Genomic DNA, 25,086 nt, shown 5'->3' with positions numbered 1-25,086 from the left:
CACGCCACTGACAACGAAGCGGAATCGGGGAGTGACCGAGGGTCAGTCCGCTGCGGGCAGAGCGCGGGCGAGGATCGTGTCGAGGTCGGCGGAGTCGGGGAGGGTGCCGAAGGAGTGCCCCCAGTCGCCGGCCAGCCGGGTCGCGCAGAAGGCGTCGGCGACGGCGGCCGGGGCGTGTCGTACCAGGAGGGAGGCCTGGAGAGTCAACGCCATCTGCTCGACGAGACGGCGGGCTCCCCTCTCGGTGGTCTTGCTCAACCCGTCCCGCAATCGGCTGACGGCCGCGTCCAGGCGGGCGTCCGCGCCCTGGGCCAGGGCGAGTTCGGCGAACAGCGCGTCCGCCGTGCCGGGCTCGCGGGTCAACGCCCGTAGGACGTCAAGGGCGTTGACGTTCCCCGAGCCCTCCCAGATGGAGAGAAGCGGGGCCTCGCGGTAGTGGCGGGGCATGCCCGAGTCCTCGACATAGCCGTTGCCGCCGAGGCACTCCAGGGCCTCCGCCGTGAAGGCCGGTCCGCGCTTGGTGACCCAGAACTTGCCCACGGCGGTGGCGATCCGACGGAACGCCGACTCGGCGTCGTCCCCGCGCACCGCACGGTCGGCCGCGCCCGCCAGTCGTAGCGTGAGGGTGGTGGCGGCCTCGGACTCCAGCGCCAGATCGGCCAACACGTTGCGCATCAACGGCTGTTCGAGCAGTCGCGCGCCGAACGCGGACCGGTGCCGGACATGGTGACCCGCCTCGACGAGCGTCTTGCGCATGAGCGTTGCCGACATCATCACGCAGTCCAGACGCGTGCAGTTGACCATCTCGATGATGGTCTTGACGCCACGCCCCTCGGGCCCGACCAGCCACGCCACGGTCCCGTCGAACTCGGGTTCCGAGGACGCGTTGGACCGGTTGCCCAGCTTGTCCTTCAGCCGCTGGATACGGAACGTGTTGCGGCTGCCGTCGGGAAGTACGCGCGGTACCAGGAAGCATGACAGTCCGTCAGGCGCCTGTGCCAGGACGAGGAACACGTCGCACATCGGCGCCGACGTGAACCATTTGTGCCCGCGCAGGGTGTACACGCCGGGTTCGGAAGTGGGGGTGGCTGTTGTGGTGTTGGTCCGGACGTCGGAGCCGCCCTGCTTCTCGGTCATCCCCATCCCGGCGAGCAGCCCGCGCTTCTCGGTCGGGACGCGCAGGGCCGGGTCGTACACGCGGCTGGTCAGCAACGGCTCGTAGACGGCGGCCAGTTCGGGTGTCGCGCGCAGGGCGGGGACGGCGGCGTACGTCATCGATGTCGGGCAACCGTGCCCGGCATCGGTGTGTCCCCACACCAACCCCCTTGCGGAACGGGCCACATGGGCGCCGGGGCGCTCGTCCGCCCAGGGCGCGCCGGCCAGCCCTTCGGCCACGGCGACGCCCATCAGCCGGTGCCAGCTCGGGTGGAACTCGACCTCGTCGATCCGGTTGCCGTAGCGGTCGTGCGTGCGCAGCTCCGGCTCGTGCCGGTTCGCCTGCTCACCCCACTCCTGCGCCTCCTCGCTGCCCGCCGCCCGCCCGAGCCGCCGCACGTCCTCCTCGGCCCACCCGGCGCCTTCCCGCCGCAGCCCCTCCAGCAGGGCCGTGTCCTCGGAGGCGTCGTACGGGGTCAGGGGCGGGGGCTGGTTGGTGACGTCGTGCGTGGCGTTCCGCGGCTGCGGCGGTATGTGCGCGAGTGTCTGGGCCATGCGAGCAGTGTTGCACTATTCCTGCGATCGCATCAATGATGTAACAAGAGAATCGCGTCGTAGAGTACGAGGCCATGCGGATGAACGTGTCAGAAGTGCCCGGCGAGGTGGACCTGCGCCCGTTGTCCGCGCGGTCGGTCGTCCTCAGTCTGCTGCTGGGCACACATCCGCCCGAGCTGGCCGTACGGGATCTGCTGCGGGCCGTCGAACCGCTCGGTGTCGCCGGTTCGGCGCTACGGGCCGCGCTGAGCCGGATGGTGGCCGCCGGCGACCTGCGAACCACGGACGCGGTCTACCGCCTGAGCGACCGCCTCCTGGACCGCCAACGCCGCCAGGACGCCGCCGTACACCCCGAGACCCGTCCCTGGAACGGCGACTGGGAGATGACCGTCGTCACCGCGACCGGCCGCGGCCCCGCCGAACGAGCCGACCTGCGCGGCAAGTTGACCGCCCTCCGCCTCGCGGAACTCCGCGAGGGAGTCTGGCTCCGCCCGGCCAATCTCCTACGCCCCCGACCGGACGAACTCGGCGCGGTGGCCCGGCACTTCACCACCCGCCCCGAGGAGCCGGCCCGCCAACTGGCCACGGTCCTCTGGCCACTTGAAGCCTGGGCGAAGACCGCCGAGGCACTGCTCGACCGGATCACCGCCACCGCGGACCACCCGGCCGACCGCTTCACCGTACTGGCCGCCGCCGTACGGCACTTGCTCGCCGACCCGGTCCTGCCCCCCGAACTCCTGCCCCCCGACTGGCCGGGCCCCGCGCTGCGCACCGAATACACGCGCCATCGGCGGGAGTTGATCGCGACCACGCTGGGGAACCCGGCGTAGGCCGTTTCGTTCGGATGGCCGGACCCCTCGGTATGTGGCCGGGCTCGTCGCGTGCGGTGCCTCTGGCGGCCTCTGTAGCCTGGCGGCGCTGTACGTCGGGGGGTGCTGACCGTGGAGAACATCGTGGCCGTGGCCATCGGGGCTGCTATCGGCCTCATGGGTGCGGTGTTCGGTTCGTGGTTCACCGCGCGCCGACAGGACCGCATGTGGCTCCGCGAACAGAAGCTCAGAGCCGGGATCGGCTTCAACACAGCCGTGGTTCAGCTACTGGACTACCTGAAGGAAACACAGCTGAGTGACGATGGACCCGGAGCCAACGAGTTGGCGAACCGTATGCAGGAAGCACGCTCGGCCCTCTACCTGCTCTGTGCCGACGGGACCGTCGATCTCGCCGACGCTCTCGCGCGCCGGGTCTGGAGCACCCGGCCCACCGACGGCAGGGACGACCGCCGCGCCGAGTTCCAGGAGACGCTGGACCTGCTGCGTCGCTTCACGCACCGACTCCGGCAAGAGATCGCCAGGTCGTAGTCCCGAGCCGGTGTACTCGCCGGCCGACCCGCACGATGACGGCGGCCGTGCGAAGCGCCGTGCGGGGACGCTTCGTACGGCCGCCGGAACCGTGGGGGGCTTACTTGTACGTGATGTCCGAGGACGCGTACTTGCAGTAAGTCCCGTCCGCGCCCGTGCCGTTGGTCGTCGGCTCCGCGCCCGTGTTGTTTCCGATGTACTTCTGGCAGGGGATCATCTTCTTGCTGGTGTCCCCGACGATCGTGATGGCCTTCAGGGTCGCGCTGTCGCCGTAGTTGGTGTTGATGCCGACGATGCGGCTGCCCTTGTAGGTCGCCTCGATGGTGTTGAGGTTGATCGTGCGCTTGTACTGCGTCTTGCAGTTGCCGCACGAGCGGACGAACGTGCCGAAGGTCTGCGCGGCGAAGTTGGAGACGTTGAGCGTCCCGGCGCCGTTGAACTGGAACACCTTGTCGCTGGCCTCCTTCGCGCCGCCGCCGTTGACGGTGTACACGTTGGACGACGAGGAGCCCAGGAAGGTCGCCGCGTCCTCGCCGACGTCCTCCCACCAGACGTTCTGCAGCGTGCAGGCGCCCAGGCAGTGGATGCCGTCGGCGGCGGGGGAGCCGATGATGACGTTCTTGACGACGGCGCCGGGGGCCAGTTCCAGGATGGGGCCCTGGTCCTCGTCCTGGTTGTCCGTGCCGAGGTCGCCGCTGCCGTACAGGCGCAGCATGCCGTAGTCCTTGGTGCCCGAGACCGAGATCGTCGAGGTCACCGCCTGACTGCCGCTCGCGGTGGGCCAGGTGGCGGCGCTGGCCGGCGAGAGAGTGCCGGATGCCATGATCATGCCAATGGAGAGGCTGAAGGCGGCCAGTGCGCCGGTCAGCACACGTGATCGTGCGGAAGAAGTCATGTCCCGATTCCTTCTCCGAGGTGGGGGAGTGGGGGTAGTGGGGGAGTGGTCAGAGCTTTCCGGTGCCCGCGCCTGCCGTCACCGAGGCGACGACGGTCGAGGCGGGCTCGGCGGTGTAGCTGTACGGCGGACTGGTGAACGTGCCGACCTGCGAGATCTCGGTGGCGGCTCCACCGAGGTCGTTGCCGCTTAGGTTGGCGTAGCCGTCCACGTCGCTGTCCCGGTTCGTCGTCACGGCGACCTCGGTGTCCCGGAAGACGTTGTTCTGGACGAACATCTGGGCGCCCATGCGCGAGTGCACGGCCGTCTCGGCGCCGACGACGTAGTTGTCGTAGAAGTGCCCGGTGCCGAAACGCAGGCTGGGGATACGGGAGTTGACCTGGTCGAACCAGTTGTGGTGGTAGGTCACCCGCAGATGCCCGGTGTCCTCGCTCGCGTTGTTGTCGCTGTGGCCGACGAGCGAGCCCTTGTAGTGGTTCTTGAAGGTGTTCCAGGAGACGGTGACGTAGTCGGAGGCGTGGCTGATGTCGACCAGGCCGTCGTAGTAGTCCTTGCCGTGGTCGAGGTCGGACGAGAAGGCGTTGTGGTCGATCCACACCTTCGTCGAGGCCTGCACGGTGATGCCGTCGGCGGGCGCGACCGACTTGCTGATGTTCAGATTGCGGACGACGACGTTCGTCACGTTCTTCAGGCGCAGCCCGCCGCCGGTGAATCCGGACGCCGAACCGACGCCCAGGACTGTGGTGTTGGACCCGACGTCGACCTGACCGCTCAGCGAGATCAGTCCGTTGACCTTGACCACCTTCGAACTGCTGCCGGTGACCGCCGACTTGAAGGCGTCCAGCGTCGACACCGTGACCGCCGAGGCGCTGCCGCCCCCGGTCGTCCCGGCACCGAAACCGACCGGCGAAGCGTCGACCGCCGACGCGGACTGGGGGAGCGCGAACACGGCGACGGTGGCTAATGCGACAGCCGTCAGGGCTGACCTTCGGGAGCGAGTACGCATGCGGGTGCGTCCCTTCGGAGGGGTCGGGTGATCGCGTACATGAACGAGGCGTGCCACGAGAGGCGCTGCGGTCACACATCTGAACGGAAGGTAGGGTGCAAGCGCTTTCTAGTCAACGCTCCGCGCGAAACTATTCGAGGCGTGGGAGCGCTTCCATGGGGCTCATGTCCATGCCACGATGCCGATGGTTCCCCCTCCGAACGATGCCGCACGAGCCGCATGAGCCGCGATCAGGAAGGGACGATGACGTGCGCCCCACAGCCGACAACACCCTCAAGTCCTGGAGAAAACCGCCGCGTTCGGTACTCGTCGCGGTCTTCGGAGCGCTGGTGCCGCTCCTCGCGGCCCTGACCCTCCTCGCACCCCCGGCCGCCGCCCGCACCGAGGCCGTTCCCACCGCGACCCTCACCGAGGTCACCGGCTTCGGCACCAACCCCAGCAACCTGCAGATGTACGTGTACGTCCCGGCCGCCGTCACCGCCCACCCGGCGATCGTCGTGGCCGTGCACTACTGCGGCGGATCGGGCCCGGCGATGTACTCCGGCACCGAATACGCCTCGCTGGCCGACCAGTTGGGGTTCATCGTCGTCTACCCGTCGGTCACCCGCGCCAGCAAGTGCTTCGACGTCTCCTCGCCCCAGGCCCTGCACCGCGACGGCGGCAGTGACCCCGTCGGCATCAAGTCCATGGTCGACTGGGTGACCAGCACCTACTCCGCCGACACCTCCCGCGTCTACGCCCTGGGCATCTCCTCCGGCGCGATGATGACGAACGTCCTGCTCGGCGACTACCCCGACGTGTTCGCGGCCGGCGCCGCCTTCGCCGGTGTGCCGTTCGGCTGCTTCGCCACCACCGACGGCTCCGAGTGGAACACCGCCTGCGCGAACGGCACGGTCATCCAAACCCCGCAGCAATGGGGCGACTTGGTCCGGAGCGCCGACCCCGGCTACACCGGCCACCGCCCCCGCATGCAGGTGTGGCACGGCACGGCGGACGACACGCTGCGCTACCCCAACTTCGGCGAGGAGATCAAACAGTGGACCAACGTGCTGGGCGTCAGCCAGACCCCGGCCGCCACCGACACCCCGGCGACCGGCTGGACCCGCACCCGCTACGGCGCCACCGGTGACCAGGCCCCCGTCGAGGCGATCAGCCTCCAAGGCGCCACCCACAACCTCTACACCTACGGCATGGGCGCCCGCGTCCTCACCTTCTTCGGCCTGACCGGCGGCGGCACCACACCCCCGCCCTCGACCGGCCCCTGCAAGGTGACCGCCACGATCAGCGCCTGGAACACCGGCCTCACCGCCTCCGTGACCATCACCAACACCGGCACAAGTGCCGTCAACGGCTGGCAGTTGGGCTTCACCCTGCCCACCGGGCAGGTCATCACCAACGGCTGGGGCGCGACCTACGCACCGGCCTCCGGCACGGTGACGGCCACCAACGCCTCCTACGACGGCACCATCGCGCCGAACGCGAGCGTGACCGTCGGCTACCAGGCGAACCACACCGGCAACAGCGCCGCACCGACGGCCTACACGCTCAACGGGACGGCCTGCACGGTCGGTTGACCCCCTCCCGGGTGCGCGCCCGCCGCCTCCGGCGCGCACCCTCGCGCCCCAACTCCCGCCAGCGGAAGGCAGGTTCTGTGCAGCCCACGAGACGGACCGCGATCGTCGCCACGACCACAACGGCACTGTCGGCCCTGGTCGCCACCAACCCCGCACGCGCCGAGGGGAGTTCGGCCCCGCCCGCCGCGCACTGGGTGAACACCTGGACGGCGATGCCCCAGCTCACGGAGCCCGGCAACCTGCCACCCGCGCCGTTCGCCGGGACCGCCTCGGTCCTCGTCGACACCACCCTGCGCCAGACACTCCGCGTCACCACCGGCGGCCGAAAGCTCCGCCTGCGCTTCTCCAACGCCTACGGCGACACCCCGCTCCCGCTCACCGCGGTGACCCTGGCGCTCCCGCAGGACGGCAAGGCGGGAGCGAGCGCGATCGTCCCCGGCAGCGGCAGACGCGTCACCTTCGCCGGGCGCGGATCGGCGACCGTCCCCGTCGGTGCCCAACTGGTCTCCGACCCCCTGGACTTGGACCTGCGTGCCGCGTCCGTCCTGACCGTCACGACGTACCTGGCGACGGGCCAGCCCTCCCTCGCGCTCACCTCGCACCCGGGCTCGCGCACGACGTCGTACCTCCGCAACGGCGACCACACCGAGGACCAGGACCTGCTGCCCGGGGCGACCCCGGTCGACCATTGGTATCTGCTGAGCGACGTGGAGGTCCTGGCCCCGCGCGCCACCACGGCCGTAGCGATCCTGGGCGACTCGCTCACCGACGGCCGAGGCTCCACGACCAACGCCAACGACCGCTGGCCCGACCAGCTCTACGACCGCCTCCGCGCCCACCCCGCCACCGCGTCCGTGGCGATCCTGAACCAGGCCGCCGGCGGCAACCGTGTCCTCAACGACGGCCTCGGCCCCAACGTCCTCGCCCGTCTCGACCGCGACGTCCTCTCCCGCAGCGGAGTCACCCGCCTCATCGTCTTCGAGGGCGTCAACGACATCGGCACGGCCGACGCGACCCCCACCGCCCAACACCAGCTCACCGAGGACCTGTTGGCCGCCTACGCCCAGATCGTCGTCCGCGCCCACGCGCAGGGCATCCGCGTCTACGGCGCGACCCTGCTCCCCTTCGGCGGCAACACCTACGACGACCCGGCAGGCGAACGCGAGTCCGCCCGCCGGGTCGTCAACTCCTGGATCCGCACGGCCAATTGCTTCGACGCGGTGCTCGACTTCGACCGCGCCGTACGCGACCCCGCCGACCCGCGCCGACTGCTCCCGTCGCTCCAGGTCGGCGACTGGCTGCATCTGAATCCGGCGGGGTACGCGGTGTTGGCAGCGACGGTCCCCGCCGGACTGTTGCGTTAGGGCCTGGCCGGCGGATCGGGTCAGGAAGTCGGACGGACCCTAGACGACCGGCTCCTCCGCGACAGCGCCGGCGGGAGTCGCCGTGCTGGTGGCGGGTGAACTGCCCTTCGTCGGAAGGTGGTTGAAGAGCAGGTTCAGCACGATCGCCGTGAGGCAGCCCGCGCTGATGCCGCTGTTCATGACCGTCTGGAACCAGTCAGGGAACTGCGCGTAGATCGTCGGCACCCCGACCGGGAGGACACCCACGGCGACCGAGACGGCGACGACGGTGAGGTTGTGGTTGTCCTTGAAGTCGACCTGGGTCAGGGTGCGGAGGCCGCTCGCGGCGACCGTGCCGAACATGACCAGACCCGCGCCGCCGAGCACCGGCGCCGGAATCGCCGCGACGACCGCGCCCAGCTTGGGCAGCAGGCCGAGGACGACGAGGATGCCACCGGCGACGGCGACGACCCAGCGGCTGCGCACGCGGGTCATGCCGACGAGGCCGACGTTCTGGGCGTACGCCGTGTACGGGAAGGTGTTGAAGATGCCGCCGAGGACGGTGGAGAGGCCGTCCGCGCGCAGTCCGTCGGCCAGCGAGCGCGGCTCTATCCTGCGGTCGGTCATCTCGCCGACCGCGATCAGGTCGCCGGTCGTCTCGGTCATCGTCACCAGCGCCACCACCAGCATCGACACGATCGCCGAGGCGTGGAAGGTGGGCGTACCGAAGTGGAACGGCGTGCTGATGCCGACCCAGTCGGCGTCCCCGACCCCGCTGAAGTCCGTGAACCCGAACACCACCGCGGCCACCAGCCCCACCGCCATGCCGATCAGCACCGCGATGCGGCTGAGGAACGCTGGCGCGAACCGCTGCACACCGAGCACGACCGCGAGGACGAACGCGGCGAGCGCGATGTTCTTCGGTTCGCCGAAGTCCTTCGCACCCTGGCCGCCGGCCGCCCAGTTGCCCGCCGCGGGGAGCAGCGACAGACCGATGATCAGGATCACCGTGCCGGTGACCAGCGGCGGGAAGAAGCGCAGCAGCCTGCCGAAGACGGGGGCCAGGAGCGCGATCGCGAGCCCCGCGATGATCACCGAGCCGTAGATCGCGGGCAGTCCGCCGCCCGTCGTACCGATCAGCACCATCGGCGACACGGCCGCGAACGTGCAGCCCTGCATGATCGGCAGCCGTACCCCGAACCGCCAGAAACCTATGCACTGGATGAGCGTGGCTATCCCGCACACCAGCAGGTCCGCGGTGATCAGGTACGCGAGATCCGCGGCCGACAGCTTCATCGCCCCGCCCACGATCAGCGGCACCGCGACCGCGCCCGCGTACATCGCGAGCACGTGCTGGAGCCCGAAGGCGGCCAGTTGCCGGACGGGTGGGACCTCGTCGACGGGATGCACGGGGGTGGTCGTGGCCATGGGCACTCCTGAGCGGCGGAGGGAGGAGGAATGTACGAACAGTTCGAGACCGTAGGCGCCTTGAACAGTTTGTTGATTTCTGGGTTGTTGCCGCCGTGTGTCTTGCTTTTCTGGTAAGGGTGCGCCCCACGTACCGGCTAGGTGTGCGTCCCGCGTACCGCCGCCAGCAGGGCCGCCCAGTCCGGCAGCTTCACCACACCACCCCGCCCGAGCGAGGCCCCCAACTCCGCCTCGGCCCGCTCGATGGCCTCCCACCCGCCCCACTCGACCGGCTCGATCCCCTCGGCGCGCAGCACGGCGAGGGGATCTTCGGTCCGTTCCTTCGCTACGAACATGGGGGCGTCCGCGAGCAGGGACGTCACCGTCTCCTTGGCGTCCGGGCGGTTGGTGCCGATGACGCCGGTCGGGCCCCGCTTGATCCAGCCGGCCACGTACTCGCCGGGTACGGTCCGTCCCTCGCGTACGACACGGCCCGCCCTGTGTGGCACCGTGCCGTGCTCGGCGTCGAACGGTAGCCCGTCCAGCGGCACCCCGCGATAGCCCACCGAGCGCAGCACCAACTGCGCCTCGATGTCCTCCAGTCTGCCCGTGCCGACCACACCGCCCTGGCCGTCCGGCGCGGTGCGTTCGAAGCGGACCGAGCCCACGCGCCCCGCGTCGGCGAGGAATTGGACGGGACGGAGGAAGAAGCGGAGGTGGATACGGCGTGGGGCGCCCCGGGGAGGGAGCGCGGCCCAGGTGCGCAGTGCCTCCACGTTGCGGCGCTGGGCGCCGGGCAGGGCGGCGGGGTCGAGACAATCCGGGTCGAGCGCCAACTCGGCCGGATCCACGGTCACTTCGGTGTCCGGGAGCCCGCCCAGCTCACGTAGCTCCTTCGTGGTGAAGCGGGCTTGGGAAGGGCCGCGCCGGCCGACCATGTGGACGTCCGTGATCCCGCTCGCGGCCAGTGCGGTGAGGGCGGCCTGGGGGATGTCGGTACGGCTCAGCTCGGCCGCGCCGCGCGCCAGCATCCGCGTGACGTCCACCGCGACGTTGCCCACGCCGATGACGACGGCCGAGCGTGCGCCGCGCACGAAACCGGCGGCGGTGGAGTCCGGGTGGGCGCTGTACCAGGACACGAACTCGGTCGCGGACCAGCTGCCCGGCAACTCCTCGCCGGGAATGCCCAGATGGCGGTCGGTGGCGGCGCCCACGCAGTACACGACCGCGTCGTAGAGCTCCCGCAGGCGGGTGGCCGGCAGTCCGCCGGGTCCGACGAGCACCCCGCCGAGGAACCGCACCCGCTCGTGCTCCAGGATCGCCCGCAGGTTGTTCTGCAGCGACTTGATCTTCTCGTGGTCGGGTGCGACGCCGTAGCGCACCAGGCCGTACGGGCACGGCAGCCGGTCCAGGACGTCGACCAGTACCCCGGGTTCCGACTGGACCAGACTCTGGGCGGTGTAGACCCCGCTCGGTCCGGAGCCGACGACGGCGACACGCAGCACGGCGGAACTCCTCACCCGTCAGGCACACAGGAGATCGCGGACTCGCCAGACCACTGACACGTCCAGGATCGCACCACCGGTGCTCCGCTGACAGGGTGCCGAACGCACCCGTCCGCGCCGGGGGCGTGCGTGTCCGTTCGTATGGAATGTGATCATGCGGTTACGTTGCGTGTGTGCTAGAAGCATCCTTTGTTAATCTTTCCGATCGCTGCCCGGAGGACGGCGCGGTGTCCGTGTGGCCCGCGTGGGAAGTGCAGGAGCACGACGGCGCCACCTCGTGGTTCCACGTCCGGCTGGCCTTCACTGACGGCGCCCGGGTCGACGCGCTCGCCGTGGTGTGCGAGCGGAACGTCTCCGTCGAGGACGTACGGGCCCAACCTGCCCTGTCCCTCGACGACTTGACGGTGCTGGCCGACTGGATCGAGGGGCCGCTCTTCGAGGCGTGCGGGCTGGAGCCGGCCGAAGTGGGGGAGGAACAGGCGGAGTCGGGCGGAGCGCGCCGGGCCCGGCCGGCCTGGCCGCGTGGCATCGAGGGGCGCTGGCTGATCGCCCAGGAGTACCGCGCCGCACAGGAGGAGGGAGCCGATCCCGTCCTCGCGGTGATGTGCGCGACGGGGCACAGTCGGCGCCGGTCGCTCCGGCTCATCTCGCAGGCGCGGGACGCGGGGTTTCTGACGCCGCGTCACGCCCGGCGCTGAGCAGGGCCGTTACGCGTCCGAGGGCTCGGTCGGCCGGTCGTCGGCCGAACTCCCGGGCGCGGGTGGGGACATGGGAGGGAGGGCGGATCTGTCGTCCGTCGCGAAGAACCGTGACAGGTCCGTGTCGGCCGTCCCGGACCGTGCGCCGGACCCCGGCGGGATCCCCAACTCCCAGTCCAGCCCGTACCGTTCGAACAACTCGGTGCGCAGCACCGGAATCGGCATCGGCACCCCCGGCACGAGTGCCGAGTAGACCGCGCCCATGAGCAGCGCGCGGAGCATGGGGTAGTCGGAGGGGACGTTCCCCGATCCGTACCGCGCGATCGTCTGCCCGAGCAGCTCGGACAGCCGCCGCTGCTCCGGGCACTGCACGAAGCCCTCGCCCTGGAGGAGGCCCGCCATGTGCTGGCGCATCAGCACGGGCCGGTCGTGCGCGAGACCCAGGATCGCGTCGATGGCCCGCGCCATCCGCTCCCGGCCGTCGTCGGTGCGGGGCTCGCGCTCCAGGGCCTCTTCCAGCGTGCGGTGCATCAGACGGTGTACGGCGGACTGGACGAGCTGGCGTTTTCCGGGGAAGTAGTACGACACCAGTCCGCGCGCCGAACCGGCCCGGTCCGCGATGTCGCCCAAGGTCGTGGCCTCGTAGCCGTGCTCGCCGACCAGTTCCACGGCCGCCTGGAGGAGTCGCTCCCGGGAACGCCGTCGCAACTCTTCATTGACCGATGCGCTGCGCGGGGACATGCTGTAACTCCTGCGTTGACTGGCTATCAGCCAACTATACTCAGGACGTCCGGGCCGCCCGTCGAGGGGGCCTGGCGCATGCTGCCGTCCGTCTGGGGCGACGCGGGGGATCGTCTCAGGCGGGCGGCTCCTTTTCACCCCCATGGTTTCCTCGGGCGACTTTTGAACCGGCGTCCGGCACGGCCTTCTCGCACTTCTGTCGCACGGCGCGTGATCCGTCCCTAGAGTGGGCACGGGTGTCGAGCCGAGGAGGCGCACGGGCATGGAGCAGGACCAGCAGATCTTCGCGCGGATCAACGAGATGGTCGACGACGAGCGCAAGCTCCGTGAGGCCGTCGCGTCCGGCACGATCGACAGCGCCACGGAGCATCAGCGCCTCGGGCAGCTGGAACGTGAACTCGACCAGTGCTGGGACCTGTTGAGGCAGCGCCGCGCCAAGGTGGAGTTCGGGGAGAACCCGGACGAGGCGCGGGTGCGGCCGGAGTCCGAGGTGGAGGGGTATCAGGGGTGAGGTGACGTGGGCCGACGGGCGAGCGGGCCGCGTCGGACCGGTCTGACGCGGCCACCGATCGTTTCGTCGCCGCTGATATCGTCTGTGTCGCCGATGGTGCTGTCGCCGGTTGCCGCGTTACTTGTCGCGCGCGGCGAGCCTCTTGGCGATCTCGGTCGTGACCGTCTCCTGTAGTTCGTCCGATGTGAAGCCCAGGCCGCGCAGGATCCGCGCGGCCGGGCTCTCCTCGACGCGGATCAGGCCCAGCAGCGTGTGTTCCGTGCCGACCCAGTCGTGACCGAGGTCGGCCGCCGCGCGGCGGGCCTGCCCGATGGCCTCCTTGGTCTCCGGCCGGAACGCGATGTGACCCCGCAGGACCTTGTCCCCGGCCGGCGGCAGCGCTTCCTCGATCGCGTCGCGGACGCGCTGCTCCGACCCGGTCTTCGCCACCAGCACCTCGTACGCCAGGCCCCGCGGTTCGCCGAGCAGGCCGAGCAGGAGGTGTTCGGTGCCGATGGAGTCGTGCCGGTGCGTGCGGGCGGCCTCCTGCGCGAGCACGATGCTGTGCCGGTTCAGGTTGGTGTACCGCTCGAAGGGGCCCGGTGCGTGGCGCTGCTGGGCCGCCTGCTTGGACACCCCGATGGCGTCGCCGATCTCGGTCCAGGACGCGCCGGTCCGCTTGGCCTTGCTGACGTAGTGGTCGATGAGCTGGTCGCCGAGGTCGGACAGGGTCTGGGCGCGGAGTCGGGCCTCGCTGATGCGGGCCAGTTCGTCGGCTTCGGGCAGTTCCTCGTCGAGCCGGGCGATCAGGTCGGCGAGGCTGATGTCGAGTGGGCTCATGCGTCAACTTTAAATTGACGATCCCTCATCGTCAACCTGTAATTGACGATTGGTTCGAGGGTGCTCGGCCGTGGCGATCCGGGGAGCTACGACCCGGCGGTCCCCGTGATCGGTCAGTCCTGAAGCCCGCCCAACCCTCGCCCCTGCCCGACCAGTTCGAGCACCGGCCGCAGCGCGTCCGGCCGTTCCGTCACCGGGCGGTGGTCCACGAAGTGCACCCCGCACCCCAGAGCCGCCGCCCCACCGTCCGCCCGCCGGTCGTCGCCGACCATCAGCACGTCCTCCGGGTCGGCACCGAGGGCCTCGCAGGCGACGGTGAACAGCCGGGGGTCCGGCTTCTGGATGCCGTGTTCGTACGACAGGACGTACGCGTCCACATACGGGTCGAGCCCGTGCTCGCGGAACACCGGCCGCAGATCCCAGCCGATGTTGCTGACGACGCCCACCCCGATCCCGCGCTCGTGCAGGGTCCGCAGCACGTCCTCGGTGTCCGGGTACGGCGTCCACGCGGCCGGCGTCATGTGCCGTTCGTACAGCGCGTCGTGCAACGCCGGGTCGGGCAGCGGGACTTGGCGGGAGACGCCGGTGTACGCGGCCCGGTGCAGCGCGGAGCTCTCGTCCCGGATCGCCCACATCTCCGCGAACTCCTCGGGCAGCCGCTCGGGTTGGGGTCCACCCGGCATCGCCCCCGCCGACTCCAGCGCTCTGGCGGCCTCGGCCAACTCCCGTTCGGGGAGCGCTATTTCGGCCTCGCGCAACACGGCACGCAGCCAGGACTCGGTGGACTCGACGCGGAAGAGGGTTCCGGAGAAGTCGAAGAGGACGGCATTCATGTGGTGATCCTACGCAGCGACATTCCACTCGGCGGGAAGATCGCTCCCGCAGAACACGCAGACGAAATCGCCCTCGCGCACGATGTTGATCTCCCGGCACGACACACAGCGGCGGAACACCACGGCGTGCGTGAACCCGGCGGGGCGTCCGATATCGGCCCCGTCGAGCGCCCGTGCCACCGCGTCCCAGGAGTCGAGGCGCGGGCAGTACCCGGTGGACTGGTTGCTGACCTCCCGGACGGTCCAGGGCCCCGCCGCCCGCTCGAACCCCATCTCGCCCGCGCCCAGCACATCGGCGCCCCCGGCACACGCCACATGCTCACTCCGGCGCGGCGCCAACCGCAGCAGCCCGTCCACCCCGACGACGTAGGTGAAGGGCTCGGCGAGTTCGGCTCCCGCCCGTCCGGCGAGCCAGCCGTCCAGGTCCCCGGCCGACCGTACGATCCGGCCCTCCGCACTCGGCCGTACCGTCCCCAGCAACTCCGTCGGGCCGACATAACCGTGCCGCCACCCGGCCGCGCTCACACCCGCCACCGCTCGTACGCCCCCACGGCCACCGCCACCACGAACGCCCCCAGTACCCACCCGCCCACCACGTCCGACGGCCAGTGCACGCCCAGCCACACGCGGGTCAGCCCCACGCCCACCACGGAGATCACGGCCACGACCACGGCCGTACGCCACACGGCGCGGCCGGCGCCGTAGTGGTGGAGCAGCCACAGGAGCAGGCCGCAGACCACCGTGGCGGTCATGGCGTGGCCGGAGGGGAAGGCGGCGTAGCGGGCCGAGTCGACGGGGTCGGGCCAGACCGGGCGGGGGCGGTCGACCAGTGCTTTCAGGGTCTGTTGCAGCAGTGTGCCCAGGGCGCAGGTGGCCGCCAGCCAGAGAGCCGTCCACCACGCCGAGCGTCGCCACGCCAGCCATACGATGGCGGCCGCGCACACCAGGCGCATGGTCAGCGGGTCCCAGATCCAGTCCGTCAGGATGCGGAACGCATGGGTCAGGCCGTGGTCCTCGACCGCCCAGCGGTGGGTGGTCCGGGCGATCCGCTCGTCGACGTCGATCAGGGGGCGCCACTCGACCGCGACCAGGGTGAGGAGCAGCGCGGAGCACAAGGCGAGGGCCAGGCTGGTCTGCCGGACGGTCGGGCGGGGCGGGTGGTGCATGGAACGATCCTCGCCGATTCACGGTGTGCGGAGCCAACCCGGTCCCGGGCCGGCGTCCTCCTCAGCCGAGTGCCCGCAACCCCGGCACGAACGCCACCAGTACCGGAACCGCCGGCACCAGCGCCGCCGTCGCGGTCCAGCCCAGGCGACGCAGCGCCGTGAGGCGGTCCGGGGGAGTGAGCAGCCGGTTCACGCGCTGGGGGACATGAGCGTGCGGGGTGGGGCAGGGCCCGAACACCCCACGGTCCTCGTTGAGTTCGACCAGTGCGAGTGCGGTCGTCAGGCGGCCGAAGCGGCGCGATGCCATGTCGTCGGCGGCGAGTTCGACCAGCCGGTGCATCTCGTCCCGGAACGCGGCGAACACCGGCACCTGCGGAAACCCGTTCGCGAGCGCGCCCGAACAGTGCAGCAGCCAGTCGTGCCGGGCCTGCGCGTGCCCCTGTTCGTGCGCGAGCAGCGAGTCCAGTTGCCGCCCCTTCAGCCGCCTCAACGCGGCCGTGGTGATGACCAGTTGGGGCGCGGGGCCGGACATCCACCAGGCGTCCGGGCGCTCTCCCTCCAGGACGACCAGCGGCTCGGCACCGGGCTCCTCGCCGGGCAACACCGGGGCGCGCACGAGGAGTTCGGCCCTCCGCTGCCGACGGCGCGACCGGGCCCGTAGGACTTCACGGACCAGCATCGCCGCGGTCCACGCCCCGCCGCACGCCAGGGCCACGGCGGTCGCGGCGGCCCAAGGCCCGGTCGTGACAAGGGGATACGCGTCCACGACCGCGTGCGGGGCGTTGGCGAACACATGGCCGCGCACCGCCTGCCACGCGGCGGCGGCGCTGAGCGTCATCGACAGGGCGCAGCACAGGAGGACGGCCGCGACCACGCACTGCCACACCCACAGCGCGAGCACCGGCTCATGGTCCGGCCAGTCGGCCCGGGCGAGCAGCCGGGGGGCGACGACGGCGGCCAAGGCGCCGAGCAGCAACAGTGCCGCGGGGACCATCATGGGAGCACCCTATGAGCGCCGCGGTGATCAGGGGTACGGCTTGTTGCGGCAAAGTGACGCAGACCACGATTCCGTACAGCCGCGCCGGGTTTGCCTAGAGCGTGAGCAGCATCGCGACCATGCCGATCCCCATCGACAGCCGGCACGCCCGCGCCAACTCCGGCCGGTCGCCCCAACCGACGCTCCCGCCGCCGACCGCCGCGCCGGTGACGGGCACCAGCCGTATGCCCGACAGCAGCACGTAGCCCACGAAGTAGAGGAGCAACACGCCTGTTATGAGCGGGACTCCGGAGTCGCCGTGCTCGTGGTGGTGGGCGGGCGAGGCGGCCATCGCGAGCGCCATGTAGACCATGGCCGCGGTGCCCAGGAGGTGATGCAGGTGATGCGGGCTTCTGCGCGCGCCCCACAGGGCGCGCAGCGCCGCCGCGCCGAACACCCCCGCGTAGACGGGCCACGTCCACGACGGCGGGGTGAACACCGCGGCCGGTACGGCCATCGCGGCCATGCCGAAGCCCATCAGTGCCTCGCCGCCCGCGGCCCGGCGCTGTTCCTCGACGGGGCTGCGCATCCGCAGCAGGCAGTAGGCGCCGGTCGCGGCGCACAGCGCGACCAGCAGCCAGCCCGGCGAAACCGCTCCACCGTGCACGCGCATCCCCCGTTCCGCCCCGGACATCGCTCCCCGTCGACGTTCGGTCACAGGATGCCCGTGCCGCACGGGGCGCAACCAAGCGCAACGGAGTGCACGGGGAGCACGGGACGGAGCGCGCAGGTCAGGGACGCGCCGGGGCGGACCGGGGGAAAATGTTTCACGAGTAAAACACCTGCTAAACTTGTTTCCCATGAGCAGTGCGACCCCAGCCCCCACCCCGCGCGTCCGACGTCTCCCGCTCACCGGCGTGCTGCGCCTGGGCCGGCCCTCCGACATCTGGTTCAAGCCCGCGCTCAGCTCGGTCGTCTCGGTCGCCCCGCCCAACCTGACCCTGCTGGCCCTCGGCCGCCTCGACCTCGCGATGTACACGATGGCGGGCTCCTTGTGCGCGCTCTACGCCCACAACAAGCCCTACGCCGCCCGGGCCCGCGCCCTGGTCTGGGTGGTGCTCGGGATGATCGCCGGACTCGCCGTCGCGCTGGTCACGGCCTCCCTCACCACCAACGCCGTGGTGCTGGTCACGGTCGGCGCCGCCCTGGCCGCCGTACAGAAGGGACTGTGCGACGCGACCCGGATCGGTCCGCCCGGCAACGTGGTCCTCGCCTTCATCAGCTCCGCCTCGCTCTTCGCGCCGCAGACACTCGGCCAGGTCCCCGGTCACCTCGCGCTGGCCGCCGCCGCGGGCGCTTGGGCCTGGCTCGTCGGCATGGCCCCCGCACTCGTCCGCCCCTACGGCCCCGAGCGCCGCGCCACCGCGCAGGCCCTCAACGCCACCGCCGCGTACGCCGTCGGGCACGGCAGCGGAGATGCCGGAGACGGTGACGCACGCGCGCGTGCCGCCGCGGCAGCCGCCGTCCACGCGGCCTGGCAGGCCCTCCTCGCCACCGGCGCCCGCACCGCGCCCCGCCGCGCTCTCGAACACCTCGTCGTCCGTGCCGAGGTCGCGCTCGCCGCGCCCGCCGACGCCGACCCGGAACTGCTCCGCACCTGGGCCCGCGAACTGCGCGGCAGGGGACCGGTCCCGCAGACCGACGCCCCGGCCGGCGCCGTAGCCGAACTCCTCGGTGTGGACGCCGAACTCGCCGCCCCCGCACGGCCGTTGTGGACCAGGCTCGGTCCGCTGACCCCGCTCATGCTGCGCACGGCGCTCGGCTGTGCGCTGGCCGGATACGCCTCCCTCGCGCTCGGTGTCGGCCGCCCCTACTGGGCGTTGGTCACCGCCGCGTCCCTCTACCAGGCCAACATCACCCTCACCTGGGGCCGGGGTGTGCAACGGGTCGTCGGCAATCTCGCGGGCGTGCTCGTGTTCGCCGCGGTCGTGCCGCTCGCGCATGCCCACCCGGCCGCCCTCGTACTGTGCTGCCTCGCCTTCAACTTCGGTGCCGAGGCGCTGATCGGCCGCAACTACTGGCTCGGCAGCGTCTGTGTGACCCCGATGGCGCTGCTCATCACGGAGTTCACCCGGACGCAGCGGCCCGGTGAGCTGATCACCGAGCGGGTCGTCGACACGCTCGTCGGTGCCCTGGTCGGCCTCGTCGCCGCGGCCGTCGTCACCAACCGGCGCGCGACCGACCGCATCGAGGAGGCGCTGGCCGCCGTGGAACGGGCCCGTGAGCGGGCCGCGCGCCTCCTGGCGGAACCGGCTCCCGCTCCCGGAGCCCTGCGTTCCGCGCACCGCGCGCTCGCCGCCGCGCTGGTCGACCTGCGCGCCACCGTCGACGCGGCCTCCGGCGAGTGGTGGCAGCGCGCCCTGCCGCAGGAGCGGGTCGTGCTCGCCGAGCGGTCCGGACACCGTACGCTCGCCGCGACGGTACGACGCCGGGAGTCGCACTCCCGGCCGACCGAGGTTCGGCGTACGGGCGGAAAGACGGAGGGTGTACGGGGATGACGGCGATGAACGGACGGCCGGTCGACGGGGACGGCGCGGCCCGCCCGACCCCTCCGAGCGCGACCCGGAGCGACACCGTCGCCGCCGTCGTCGGGCAGTGGCAGGCCGTGCATCCCGACCTCGACACCGGCCCGATGGAGATCATCGGCCGCATCAACCGGTGCGCCGCCCTCCTCCAGCAGGCCGAGGACGCGCCACTGCGCCGGGCCGGGCTCAGCCGCCCCGAGTTCGACCTGCTCGGCGCGCTCCGCCGCACCGGGCACGAACTGACGCCGAGCGAGCTGACCCGCGAGACCTTCTCCTCGGGCGCCGCCGTCACCAAACGCCTCAAGCTGCTGACCGAACGCGGGCTGGTGGAGCGGCGCGGCGACACCCGGGACCGGCGCGTCGCCCATGTCCGCCTCACGGACACCGGCCGCGACCTCGTCGACGCGATCCTGCCCGAGCAGCTCGCCTACGAGACCACCGTGCTCTCCGGCCTGGACACCCCGGGACAGGGCGAACTCGCCTCCCTGCTCGGAGAGTTGCTGGTCCAGCTGGAAGGACGGCTGGGCGCGCTGCGCGTCTGAGCGGCCGGTGCGGGCGTCGGCGGACCATTGACGCGAACCGGGTGATCTCTCTACGTTCGACCAGGTCGGTTCGGGAAGCCGACTGACGTACGAGATATCGAACAAGGGATGGATGTCGTGGCAGCCGAAGCCTCCACCGCTCCTGCTTCAGGGAAGCTCACCATCGACCTCGGCACCGACACGGGCCCCTTCCACGGAGGCGCGAGCGGCACGCTCTACGGCGTGTACGGCGACGGCGTCCCCAGCCGCAACGCCGTCGAGGGCATGTACGTCCGCACGGTCTCCACCAAGGCCCAGGACGGCATCCAGCACCCGGGCGCCGACGCCCTGGAGATCCTGCGCCCCTTCGTCGAGGCCGGCGGCCAGGACGTCTACGTCTACATGAGCGACATCTACCGCGGCTTCCCCTACGAATGGCCCGGCGACACCGGCGCCGAACGCCTCGCCGACTTCACCGCCCGCATCCGCCGGCAGGCGGAGCAGGTGCTGACGCTCGGCGCGTACAAGTCCCATGTCGTGTACGTCCCGTTCAACGAGCCCGAGGGCAACATGTTCGGCGACGAGGAGTGGAGCTACGACGGCACCTCCTGGCGCACCGCCCCGGACCGCTACTTCACCGCCTGGCGCGACATCTACCGCCTGATCAAGGAACTCGACCCGGGCGCCCGCATCGCCGGCCCGAACACCTGCCTCCTGTACGACGAGGTCCGGGGCTTCCTGGAGTTCGCCAAGGCCGAGGACGTCCTGCCCGACGTCATCACCTGGCACGAGCTGACCTCGCCGGACGAGATCCGTACGAACGTCGCCAAGTACCGTGCGCTGGAAGGGGAGTTGGGCATCGGCCCGCTGCCCGTCAACATCAACGAGTACGCCCACAACTACCACTTGTCCGTCCCGGGCCAGATGATCCAGTGGATCGCCGCGATCGAGGAGTCCAAGGTCGACGCCGACATGGCGTACTGGAACATCGACGGCAACCTCAACGACTCGGTGGTGGAGGCCAACAAGGGCAACGGCCAGTGGTGGCTCTTCAACGCCTACGGGCAGTTCACGGGCAACACCGTCCAGGTCACCGCGCCCCACCCCAACGTCCAGTACACACTCCAGGGGGTCGCCGCCCTCGACCGCGCGAAGCGCCAAGCACGGGTCCTGCTCGGCGGCGCGGGCGGATCGGCGGACGTCGTCTTCGAACACGTCGACCCCGAAGTCTTCGGTACGACCGTCCACGCGCGGCTCCTGGAGATCCCCTGGACGGGCCAAGTCGGCGCCTCCGCCCAGCCGTTGAGGCTCGCCGATCACGAACTCCCCGTCGTGGACGGCAAAGTGACGCTCCGTCTGACGGACCTGGACGAGATGTCGGCGTACCAGGTGATCCTGTCCCCGGGCGGCACCGGGGCCGTAGCGCTACCGCCCTCGGTCGGCTGGCGGCGCTCGTACCAGGCGGAGGACGCGGCCTACATCGGTGACGGTCACTCCCTGAACGGGCCCGAGGGATCCCCGTCCGACGTCGACAAGTTCGCGGGCTCGACCGGCTACCACGTGGGCGGACTCCGCACCGGTTCCGACGGCGTGCTCGTCTTCTCCGTCGAGGTCCCGGAGGACGGCACGTACGACCTGCGCGTCTTCGCCAACTCCTACAACCTGGCCGACGCGGTGCGCGAACAGGGCCCCACCAACGTCTTCCTCCGCGTCGACGGCGACCAGCCGCGGGAGCTCCGGCTGCCGCTCGGCTACAAGTGGGCGGTGTGGGGCCACACCGACACCCAGGTCCAGCTGACCGCCGGCGCGCACACGATCACCCTCGCCGCCGAAGACCCCGACCTCGGTGTCACACGCGGCGACGCGGTCGTCGACCGGCTCGACCTCGCCCTGCGCGACGACCACGTGACCGCGCCCGCGCTGTACGACGCGGAGTTCGCGGTGCTGGGCGGTGGTGCGGGTGTCGACTACGGGCGAGCCGGAGCTCCGGGTCCCGGTGTCGCCGTACTGCCTCGCGGCGGGACCGCCACCTTCTGGGTGCACGCGGCGGACGACGGGGAGGCGACCGTGAGCGTCGATCGAATCGGGCCCGGGGAGGGCGAGTTGACGATCAACGGCGAGAACGTGGGGACGGTGGGCGGAGAGGGCGTGGGGATTGTTGAACGATCCGGCGTTCCTCTGTTCCTCGCGGCGGGCATCAACAAGGTCACCGTCACAGCCACCTCGGACCATCTGGTCCTGGACCGCCTCCAGGTAGGCCCTTCCCGTAGCCTGCTCCCCACCTCGACGCACCCGGCCGAGGACGGCACGACGACGGGCAGTGCCCGCGTCACCGGCGCCCACACCTTCGCCACGGGCGGCAAGGCGGTCGACGACATCGGCGGCGGCCCCGCGAACGCGCTCACGCTCACCGTGACGGCGGAGCGGGCCGGCCGGCACGCGCTCACGATCCGCTACTCCAACGGCGAGCAGGCACCCGCCACCCACTACAACCCGGACCCGGTCTGCCGCCACGCCGACATCTCGATCAACGGGTCGGTCCCGCAGCGCGTGTTGTTCCCCACCACCTTCCACTTCAACAACTTCCACGACCTCTCCGTCCCCGTGACTCTCGACGAGGGCACCAACACCCTCACCTTCACGGCGGACGAACTCCCGGACCACGACGGCCAGTCCAGGAACCAGTACGGCCAACGCTCCGCGTACGCACCGGTGATCGACCAGGTGACGGTGACCGCGCTGGCGTGAGACGGAGGGTGGGGCGGGGGCGGGGGTGCTGGAGGACGTCGGTCGTCGCAGGACGCCCGCTCAGCTCTCCTCGCTCTCCGCGTACACCCCGAACATCGCCCCCTGCGGATCCCGCAGCACCGCGATCCGCCGCACGTCGCCGATGGACGTGGGCTGCATGAGGACGGTGCCGCCCGCCTCCGTCGCCACGGCGGCAGCGGCCTCGACGTCCGACACCGCGAAGTACGGGAGCCAGTGCGGCGGTACCTCCGGTGGGAACTTCGCGTCCATCGTCATCATGCCGCCGAAGTCGGCGCCGTCGATGCCGAATTGGGGGTAGTGCTCGGAGGGGCGGACGGTCCAGCCGAACACCGTCGTGTAGAAGCTCTCGGCCCGCTCGGGCGCCCGCGTCAGCAACTCCACCCAGCCCAGCGAGCCGGGCGCGTTGAACAACCCGGCGCCCCGGAAGCTCCGCGCCTGCCACATCTGGAACGCCGCGCCACCCGGGTCGAGGGCGACCGCGAAGCGCCCGATGTCGAACACGTCGATCGGTTCCATGATCAGCGTTCCGCCCGCCGCCCGCACCGTCTCCGCCGTCGCGTCGGAGTCCGCGACCGCGAACGACACGTTCCACGCCACCGGCTGCGACTCCTGGAACAGCGGGGTCAGCGCGGCGACCGCGGCGTCCCCGATGTGCGCGACCGTGTAACCGCCTGCCTCGGGCCGGGGATCGGTCTCCGGGCGCCAGCCGAACACGGCCGAGTAGAACTCCTTGGCCGCCTCCAGATCGCTGGTCCCGAGTTCGGTCCAGCAGGGCCCGCCGGTCACCGGCCTGTCGAGCTTCATGGCGTTCCTTCCGCAGAAAGCTCCCCTCCCAGCACGCTAAGCCCGCGCCACGACCCCGGCCATCCGGCAGGGGAGGGGCGCCCTGACCGCCGTAGGCCTACATCCCCGGCCGGTATCTCAGCGGATGATCCGCCGGGACCTCCACCAGGACGATCCGTGTCCCGTCCGGGTCCGCGATCCACATCTCGACCAGGCCCCAAGGCTCCTTCACCGGTGGCCGGACGATTTCGACCCCCTTCGCCCGCAGTTCCTCGTGCGCGGCGCCCGCGTCCTCGACCTGGAGCCACAGCTGTACGGCGGGGGAGGGCGGGGTGTCGGAGCGGCCGGAAACCTCCAGGAAGCCGCCGCCCAGGAAATAGACGGTTCCGCGTTCGACGCCCGTGCCGAACTCGCGATAGACGGGCAGGGCGAGTCGGTCGCCGTAGAAGGCTCGGGAGCGTTCGGGGTCGGTGGGGCGTAGGAGGATACGGCTGCTCAGTACGTGCACCATGCGGTCGGAGCCTAGTCTTCGGGGCCGCGTTACCCTCGTCTCTGCCCTGAGCCGCGCCCTGATCGGAGTTGTGCACCCATGGACACCGCCGCCACCGGACTGACCTTCCGCGACGCCACCGACGCCGATGCGGACGCCTTGGTCGTGTTGATCGAGTCGGCCTACCGGGGGGACGACAGCCGGGCCGGCTGGACCACCGAGGCGGACATCCTCGAAGGGCAGCGGACCGATCCTGAGGGCGTGCTGGCGGTCATCAAGTCGCCCGACAGCCGACTGCTCGTCGTCGAGCGTGATGGGCAGATCGTCGCCTGTTGTCAGCTCGAACACCGGGGTGACTACGCCTACTTCGGGATGTTCGCCGTCAGCCCGCAGCTCCAGGGCGGTGGCCTCGGCAAGGTCATCATCGCGGAGGCGGAGCGCACGGTCCGGGAGACCTGGGGTGTGCGGGAGATGCACATGACCGTGATCTCCGTACGGAACGACCTCATCGCCTGGTACGAGCGCCGCGGCTATCGCCGTACGGGCCGGATGACTCCGTTCCCGTACGGCGACGAGCGGTTCGGCATTCCGCAGCGCGACGACCTGCAGTTCGAGCTGCTGGTCAAGGAACTCGCTTGATTCCTACGGCCGTTCGGTCCGCTACGCCGTGAAGCGGCCCGTGCGTTTGATCTCCGGGTAGTCGGTGGTCGCGCCGTCCAGGCCCAGGGCGCGGACGAGTCGCAGCTGGTCCTGTGTGTTCACCACCCAGCCGATGATCCTCAAGTCCGCCTTGCGGGCCGCCTCGACGACCTCCAGGGTCAGCCTGCGGATGTTGAGGCAGACCGTTTCGGCGCCGGCCTCGGTGGCGCGCTCCACCACGTCGGGGCCGAAGCGGCTGGCGATCAGCGCGGTCCGTACGCCGGGCACCAGGCGGGCGATCTCGGCGATCGCCTCGTCGTGGAACGAGGACACCTCCACCCGCTCGACGAGGTTCCGCCGGTGCATGACCTCGGCCAGCGCCCGTGCCGCCGCCAGGTCCTTGATCTCGGCCTGGACCGGCGACCTGACCGCGTCCAGGACCTCGTCGAAGGTCGGCACGCGCTCGCCGCGGCCCGCGTCCAGGGTGCGCAGCTCGCCGAGGGTCCGCTCGGCGATCGGACCGGTCCCGTCGGTCGTACGGTCCACGTCGGCGTCGTGCATGACGACGAGCGCGCCGTCCTTGCTCAGATGCAGATCGAGTTCGATGACATCGAGGCCGGCCTGCTCGGCGGCGACGAAGGAACGGAGAGTGTTCTCGGGTTCGAGACCCATGACTCCGCGGTGACCGATGGTAAGGAAGTTCAAGGTTCAACTCGCTTCCGTCGACGGCGGCTCGGCACGCGCGCGTGAGCGCGGC

25 protein-coding genes are annotated in these 25,086 nt (G+C 70.8%); 10 read left to right on the top strand and 15 right to left on the bottom strand.

The window, feature by feature from the left end:
• Positions 1-42 precede the first annotated feature (42 nt).
• Entirely contained in the window at positions 43-1,710 is a 1,668-nt protein-coding gene (locus ACIBK4_RS24340) for an acyl-CoA dehydrogenase family protein (protein WP_398997435.1), read from the bottom strand.
• A gap of 74 nt (positions 1,711-1,784) precedes the next feature.
• Between ACIBK4_RS24340 and ACIBK4_RS24335 the strand changes: the two genes are divergently transcribed.
• The gene (locus tag ACIBK4_RS24335; RefSeq protein WP_398997433.1) at positions 1,785-2,540 is read left to right on the top strand and encodes a PaaX family transcriptional regulator C-terminal domain-containing protein; all 756 of its coding nucleotides are present in this window, start codon (positions 1,785-1,787) and stop codon (positions 2,538-2,540) included.
• Positions 2,541-2,651: 111 nt separating this feature from the next.
• Positions 2,652-3,068: a hypothetical protein gene (locus tag ACIBK4_RS24330; RefSeq protein ID WP_398997431.1), complete on the top strand. Its 417-nt coding sequence runs from the start codon at positions 2,652-2,654 to the stop codon at positions 3,066-3,068.
• A gap of 100 nt (positions 3,069-3,168) precedes the next feature.
• Here the strand turns inward: ACIBK4_RS24330 and ACIBK4_RS24325 are convergent, their stop codons facing one another.
• Positions 3,169-3,963, bottom strand: a complete 795-nt coding sequence (locus ACIBK4_RS24325; RefSeq protein ID WP_398997430.1) for a pectate lyase — start codon at positions 3,961-3,963, stop codon at positions 3,169-3,171.
• A gap of 49 nt (positions 3,964-4,012) precedes the next feature.
• Positions 4,013-4,969 (bottom strand): polysaccharide lyase family 1 protein, encoded by a 957-nt coding sequence (locus tag ACIBK4_RS24320; RefSeq protein WP_398997428.1) that lies wholly within the window; start codon positions 4,967-4,969, stop codon positions 4,013-4,015.
• A 248-nt stretch (positions 4,970-5,217) separates the two neighbouring features.
• Here ACIBK4_RS24320 and ACIBK4_RS24315 point away from each other — a divergent pair, with 248 nt between their 5' ends.
• Positions 5,218-6,543 (top strand): PHB depolymerase family esterase, encoded by a 1,326-nt coding sequence (locus tag ACIBK4_RS24315; RefSeq protein WP_398997426.1) that lies wholly within the window; start codon positions 5,218-5,220, stop codon positions 6,541-6,543.
• 77 nt (positions 6,544-6,620) lie between these two features.
• Positions 6,621-7,907, top strand: coding sequence for an SGNH/GDSL hydrolase family protein (locus tag ACIBK4_RS24310; protein WP_398997424.1), 1,287 nt, complete (start codon positions 6,621-6,623; stop codon positions 7,905-7,907).
• A 39-nt stretch (positions 7,908-7,946) separates the two neighbouring features.
• Here ACIBK4_RS24310 and ACIBK4_RS24305 read toward each other — a convergent pair whose 3' ends face one another.
• Both ACIBK4_RS24305 and ACIBK4_RS24300 read right to left on the bottom strand, forming a co-directional pair.
• The gene (locus ACIBK4_RS24305) at positions 7,947-9,314 is read right to left on the bottom strand and encodes a nucleobase:cation symporter-2 family protein (RefSeq protein ID WP_398997422.1); all 1,368 of its coding nucleotides are present in this window, start codon (positions 9,312-9,314) and stop codon (positions 7,947-7,949) included.
• A gap of 137 nt (positions 9,315-9,451) precedes the next feature.
• On the bottom strand, positions 9,452-10,798 hold the full coding sequence (locus ACIBK4_RS24300; RefSeq protein ID WP_398997420.1) for an FAD-dependent oxidoreductase: 1,347 nt from the start codon (positions 10,796-10,798) through the stop codon (positions 9,452-9,454).
• Positions 10,799-11,025: 227 nt separating this feature from the next.
• On the opposite strand from ACIBK4_RS24300, the gene ACIBK4_RS24295 reads away from it, so the two are divergent.
• Positions 11,026-11,496 (top strand): DUF6214 family protein, encoded by a 471-nt coding sequence (locus tag ACIBK4_RS24295; RefSeq protein ID WP_398997418.1) that lies wholly within the window; start codon positions 11,026-11,028, stop codon positions 11,494-11,496.
• A gap of 9 nt (positions 11,497-11,505) precedes the next feature.
• Here the strand turns inward: ACIBK4_RS24295 and ACIBK4_RS24290 are convergent, their stop codons facing one another.
• Positions 11,506-12,237, bottom strand: coding sequence for a TetR/AcrR family transcriptional regulator (locus ACIBK4_RS24290; RefSeq protein WP_398997416.1), 732 nt, complete (start codon positions 12,235-12,237; stop codon positions 11,506-11,508).
• Positions 12,238-12,499: 262 nt separating this feature from the next.
• Between ACIBK4_RS24290 and ACIBK4_RS24285 the strand changes: the two genes are divergently transcribed.
• Positions 12,500-12,748 (top strand): DUF2630 family protein, encoded by a 249-nt coding sequence (locus ACIBK4_RS24285; RefSeq protein ID WP_366428976.1) that lies wholly within the window; start codon positions 12,500-12,502, stop codon positions 12,746-12,748.
• A gap of 117 nt (positions 12,749-12,865) precedes the next feature.
• Here ACIBK4_RS24285 and ACIBK4_RS24280 read toward each other — a convergent pair whose 3' ends face one another.
• From ACIBK4_RS24280 to ACIBK4_RS24255, 6 genes are all read right to left on the bottom strand, one after another.
• Positions 12,866-13,567: a Clp protease N-terminal domain-containing protein gene (locus ACIBK4_RS24280; protein ID WP_398997414.1), complete on the bottom strand. Its 702-nt coding sequence runs from the start codon at positions 13,565-13,567 to the stop codon at positions 12,866-12,868.
• A gap of 113 nt (positions 13,568-13,680) precedes the next feature.
• The gene (locus tag ACIBK4_RS24275) at positions 13,681-14,400 is read right to left on the bottom strand and encodes an HAD family hydrolase (RefSeq protein WP_398997412.1); all 720 of its coding nucleotides are present in this window, start codon (positions 14,398-14,400) and stop codon (positions 13,681-13,683) included.
• A 9-nt stretch (positions 14,401-14,409) separates the two neighbouring features.
• Positions 14,410-14,934, bottom strand: a complete 525-nt coding sequence (locus ACIBK4_RS24270; protein ID WP_398997410.1) for a hypothetical protein — start codon at positions 14,932-14,934, stop codon at positions 14,410-14,412.
• Entirely contained in the window at positions 14,922-15,566 is a 645-nt protein-coding gene (locus tag ACIBK4_RS24265; RefSeq protein WP_398997408.1) for a phosphatase PAP2 family protein, read from the bottom strand. Before ACIBK4_RS24265 ends, ACIBK4_RS24270 begins: the two co-directional genes overlap by 13 nt.
• 61 nt (positions 15,567-15,627) lie before the next feature.
• Positions 15,628-16,563 carry a M56 family metallopeptidase gene (locus ACIBK4_RS24260; protein WP_398997405.1) on the bottom strand — a complete coding sequence of 312 codons (936 nt, stop codon included), beginning with the start codon at positions 16,561-16,563 and terminating at the stop codon, positions 15,628-15,630.
• Between the two features lie 94 nt (positions 16,564-16,657).
• Positions 16,658-17,209 (bottom strand): DUF5134 domain-containing protein, encoded by a 552-nt coding sequence (locus tag ACIBK4_RS24255; protein WP_398998253.1) that lies wholly within the window; start codon positions 17,207-17,209, stop codon positions 16,658-16,660.
• A 193-nt stretch (positions 17,210-17,402) separates the two neighbouring features.
• On the opposite strand from ACIBK4_RS24255, the gene ACIBK4_RS24250 reads away from it, so the two are divergent.
• The 3 genes from ACIBK4_RS24250 to ACIBK4_RS24240 all read left to right on the top strand — a co-directional run bounded on the left by ACIBK4_RS24250 (position 17,403) and on the right by ACIBK4_RS24240 (position 22,396).
• The gene (locus ACIBK4_RS24250) at positions 17,403-19,100 is read left to right on the top strand and encodes an FUSC family protein (protein WP_398997403.1); all 1,698 of its coding nucleotides are present in this window, start codon (positions 17,403-17,405) and stop codon (positions 19,098-19,100) included.
• Entirely contained in the window at positions 19,097-19,669 is a 573-nt protein-coding gene (locus tag ACIBK4_RS24245; RefSeq protein WP_366428983.1) for a MarR family transcriptional regulator, read from the top strand. The genes ACIBK4_RS24250 and ACIBK4_RS24245 overlap by 4 nt, the downstream gene beginning before the upstream one ends.
• A 108-nt stretch (positions 19,670-19,777) precedes the next feature.
• Positions 19,778-22,396 carry a cellulosome protein gene (locus ACIBK4_RS24240; protein WP_398997401.1) on the top strand — a complete coding sequence of 873 codons (2,619 nt, stop codon included), beginning with the start codon at positions 19,778-19,780 and terminating at the stop codon, positions 22,394-22,396.
• Between the two features lie 60 nt (positions 22,397-22,456).
• Here the strand turns inward: ACIBK4_RS24240 and ACIBK4_RS24235 are convergent, their stop codons facing one another.
• On the bottom strand, positions 22,457-23,221 hold the full coding sequence (locus tag ACIBK4_RS24235) for a VOC family protein (protein ID WP_398997399.1): 765 nt from the start codon (positions 23,219-23,221) through the stop codon (positions 22,457-22,459).
• Between the two features lie 97 nt (positions 23,222-23,318).
• Positions 23,319-23,711 (bottom strand): VOC family protein, encoded by a 393-nt coding sequence (locus ACIBK4_RS24230; RefSeq protein ID WP_398997397.1) that lies wholly within the window; start codon positions 23,709-23,711, stop codon positions 23,319-23,321.
• Between the two features lie 78 nt (positions 23,712-23,789).
• Here ACIBK4_RS24230 and ACIBK4_RS24225 point away from each other — a divergent pair, with 78 nt between their 5' ends.
• Positions 23,790-24,329 (top strand): GNAT family N-acetyltransferase, encoded by a 540-nt coding sequence (locus ACIBK4_RS24225; protein WP_398997395.1) that lies wholly within the window; start codon positions 23,790-23,792, stop codon positions 24,327-24,329.
• A gap of 21 nt (positions 24,330-24,350) precedes the next feature.
• On the opposite strand, the gene ACIBK4_RS24220 is transcribed toward ACIBK4_RS24225, so the two are convergent.
• Positions 24,351-25,034 (bottom strand): glycerophosphodiester phosphodiesterase, encoded by a 684-nt coding sequence (locus ACIBK4_RS24220; protein ID WP_398997393.1) that lies wholly within the window; start codon positions 25,032-25,034, stop codon positions 24,351-24,353.
• Positions 25,035-25,086: the final 52 nt, after the last annotated feature.

Origin of the sequence: Streptomyces sp. NPDC050528, assembly GCF_044457795.1 — a bacterium.
GTDB lineage: Bacteria > Actinomycetota > Actinomycetes > Streptomycetales > Streptomycetaceae > Streptomyces.
The sequence above is the reverse complement of the archived record's forward strand: the minus strand, read 5'-3'. Positions and strand labels throughout refer to the sequence as shown.

Bases quoted from the DNA above. Each gene is read 5' to 3' on its own strand.
- ACIBK4_RS24225 (WP_398997395.1), top strand. From the start codon at position 23,790: ATGGACACCGCCGCCACCGGACTGACCTTCCGCGACGCCACCGACGCC.
- ACIBK4_RS24285 (WP_366428976.1), top strand. From the start codon at position 12,500: ATGGAGCAGGACCAGCAGATCTTCGCGCGGATCAACGAGATGGTCGAC.
- ACIBK4_RS24335 (WP_398997433.1), top strand. From the start codon at position 1,785: ATGCGGATGAACGTGTCAGAAGTGCCCGGCGAGGTGGACCTGCGCCCG.
- ACIBK4_RS24245 (WP_366428983.1), top strand. From the start codon at position 19,097: ATGACGGCGATGAACGGACGGCCGGTCGACGGGGACGGCGCGGCCCGC.
- ACIBK4_RS24320 (WP_398997428.1), bottom strand. From the start codon at position 4,969: ATGCGTACTCGCTCCCGAAGGTCAGCCCTGACGGCTGTCGCATTAGCC.
- ACIBK4_RS24280 (WP_398997414.1), bottom strand. From the start codon at position 13,567: ATGAGCCCACTCGACATCAGCCTCGCCGACCTGATCGCCCGGCTCGAC.
- ACIBK4_RS24235 (WP_398997399.1), bottom strand. From the start codon at position 23,221: ATGAAGCTCGACAGGCCGGTGACCGGCGGGCCCTGCTGGACCGAACTC.
- ACIBK4_RS24340 (WP_398997435.1), bottom strand. From the start codon at position 1,710: ATGGCCCAGACACTCGCGCACATACCGCCGCAGCCGCGGAACGCCACG.
- ACIBK4_RS24275 (WP_398997412.1), bottom strand. From the start codon at position 14,400: ATGAATGCCGTCCTCTTCGACTTCTCCGGAACCCTCTTCCGCGTCGAG.
- ACIBK4_RS24250 (WP_398997403.1), top strand. From the start codon at position 17,403: ATGAGCAGTGCGACCCCAGCCCCCACCCCGCGCGTCCGACGTCTCCCG.
- ACIBK4_RS24305 (WP_398997422.1), bottom strand. From the start codon at position 9,314: ATGGCCACGACCACCCCCGTGCATCCCGTCGACGAGGTCCCACCCGTC.
- ACIBK4_RS24290 (WP_398997416.1), bottom strand. From the start codon at position 12,237: ATGTCCCCGCGCAGCGCATCGGTCAATGAAGAGTTGCGACGGCGTTCC.
- ACIBK4_RS24230 (WP_398997397.1), bottom strand. From the start codon at position 23,711: ATGGTGCACGTACTGAGCAGCCGTATCCTCCTACGCCCCACCGACCCC.
- ACIBK4_RS24265 (WP_398997408.1), bottom strand. From the start codon at position 15,566: ATGCACCACCCGCCCCGCCCGACCGTCCGGCAGACCAGCCTGGCCCTC.
- ACIBK4_RS24325 (WP_398997430.1), bottom strand. From the start codon at position 3,963: ATGACTTCTTCCGCACGATCACGTGTGCTGACCGGCGCACTGGCCGCC.
- ACIBK4_RS24240 (WP_398997401.1), top strand. From the start codon at position 19,778: ATGGATGTCGTGGCAGCCGAAGCCTCCACCGCTCCTGCTTCAGGGAAG.
- ACIBK4_RS24260 (WP_398997405.1), bottom strand. From the start codon at position 16,563: ATGATGGTCCCCGCGGCACTGTTGCTGCTCGGCGCCTTGGCCGCCGTC.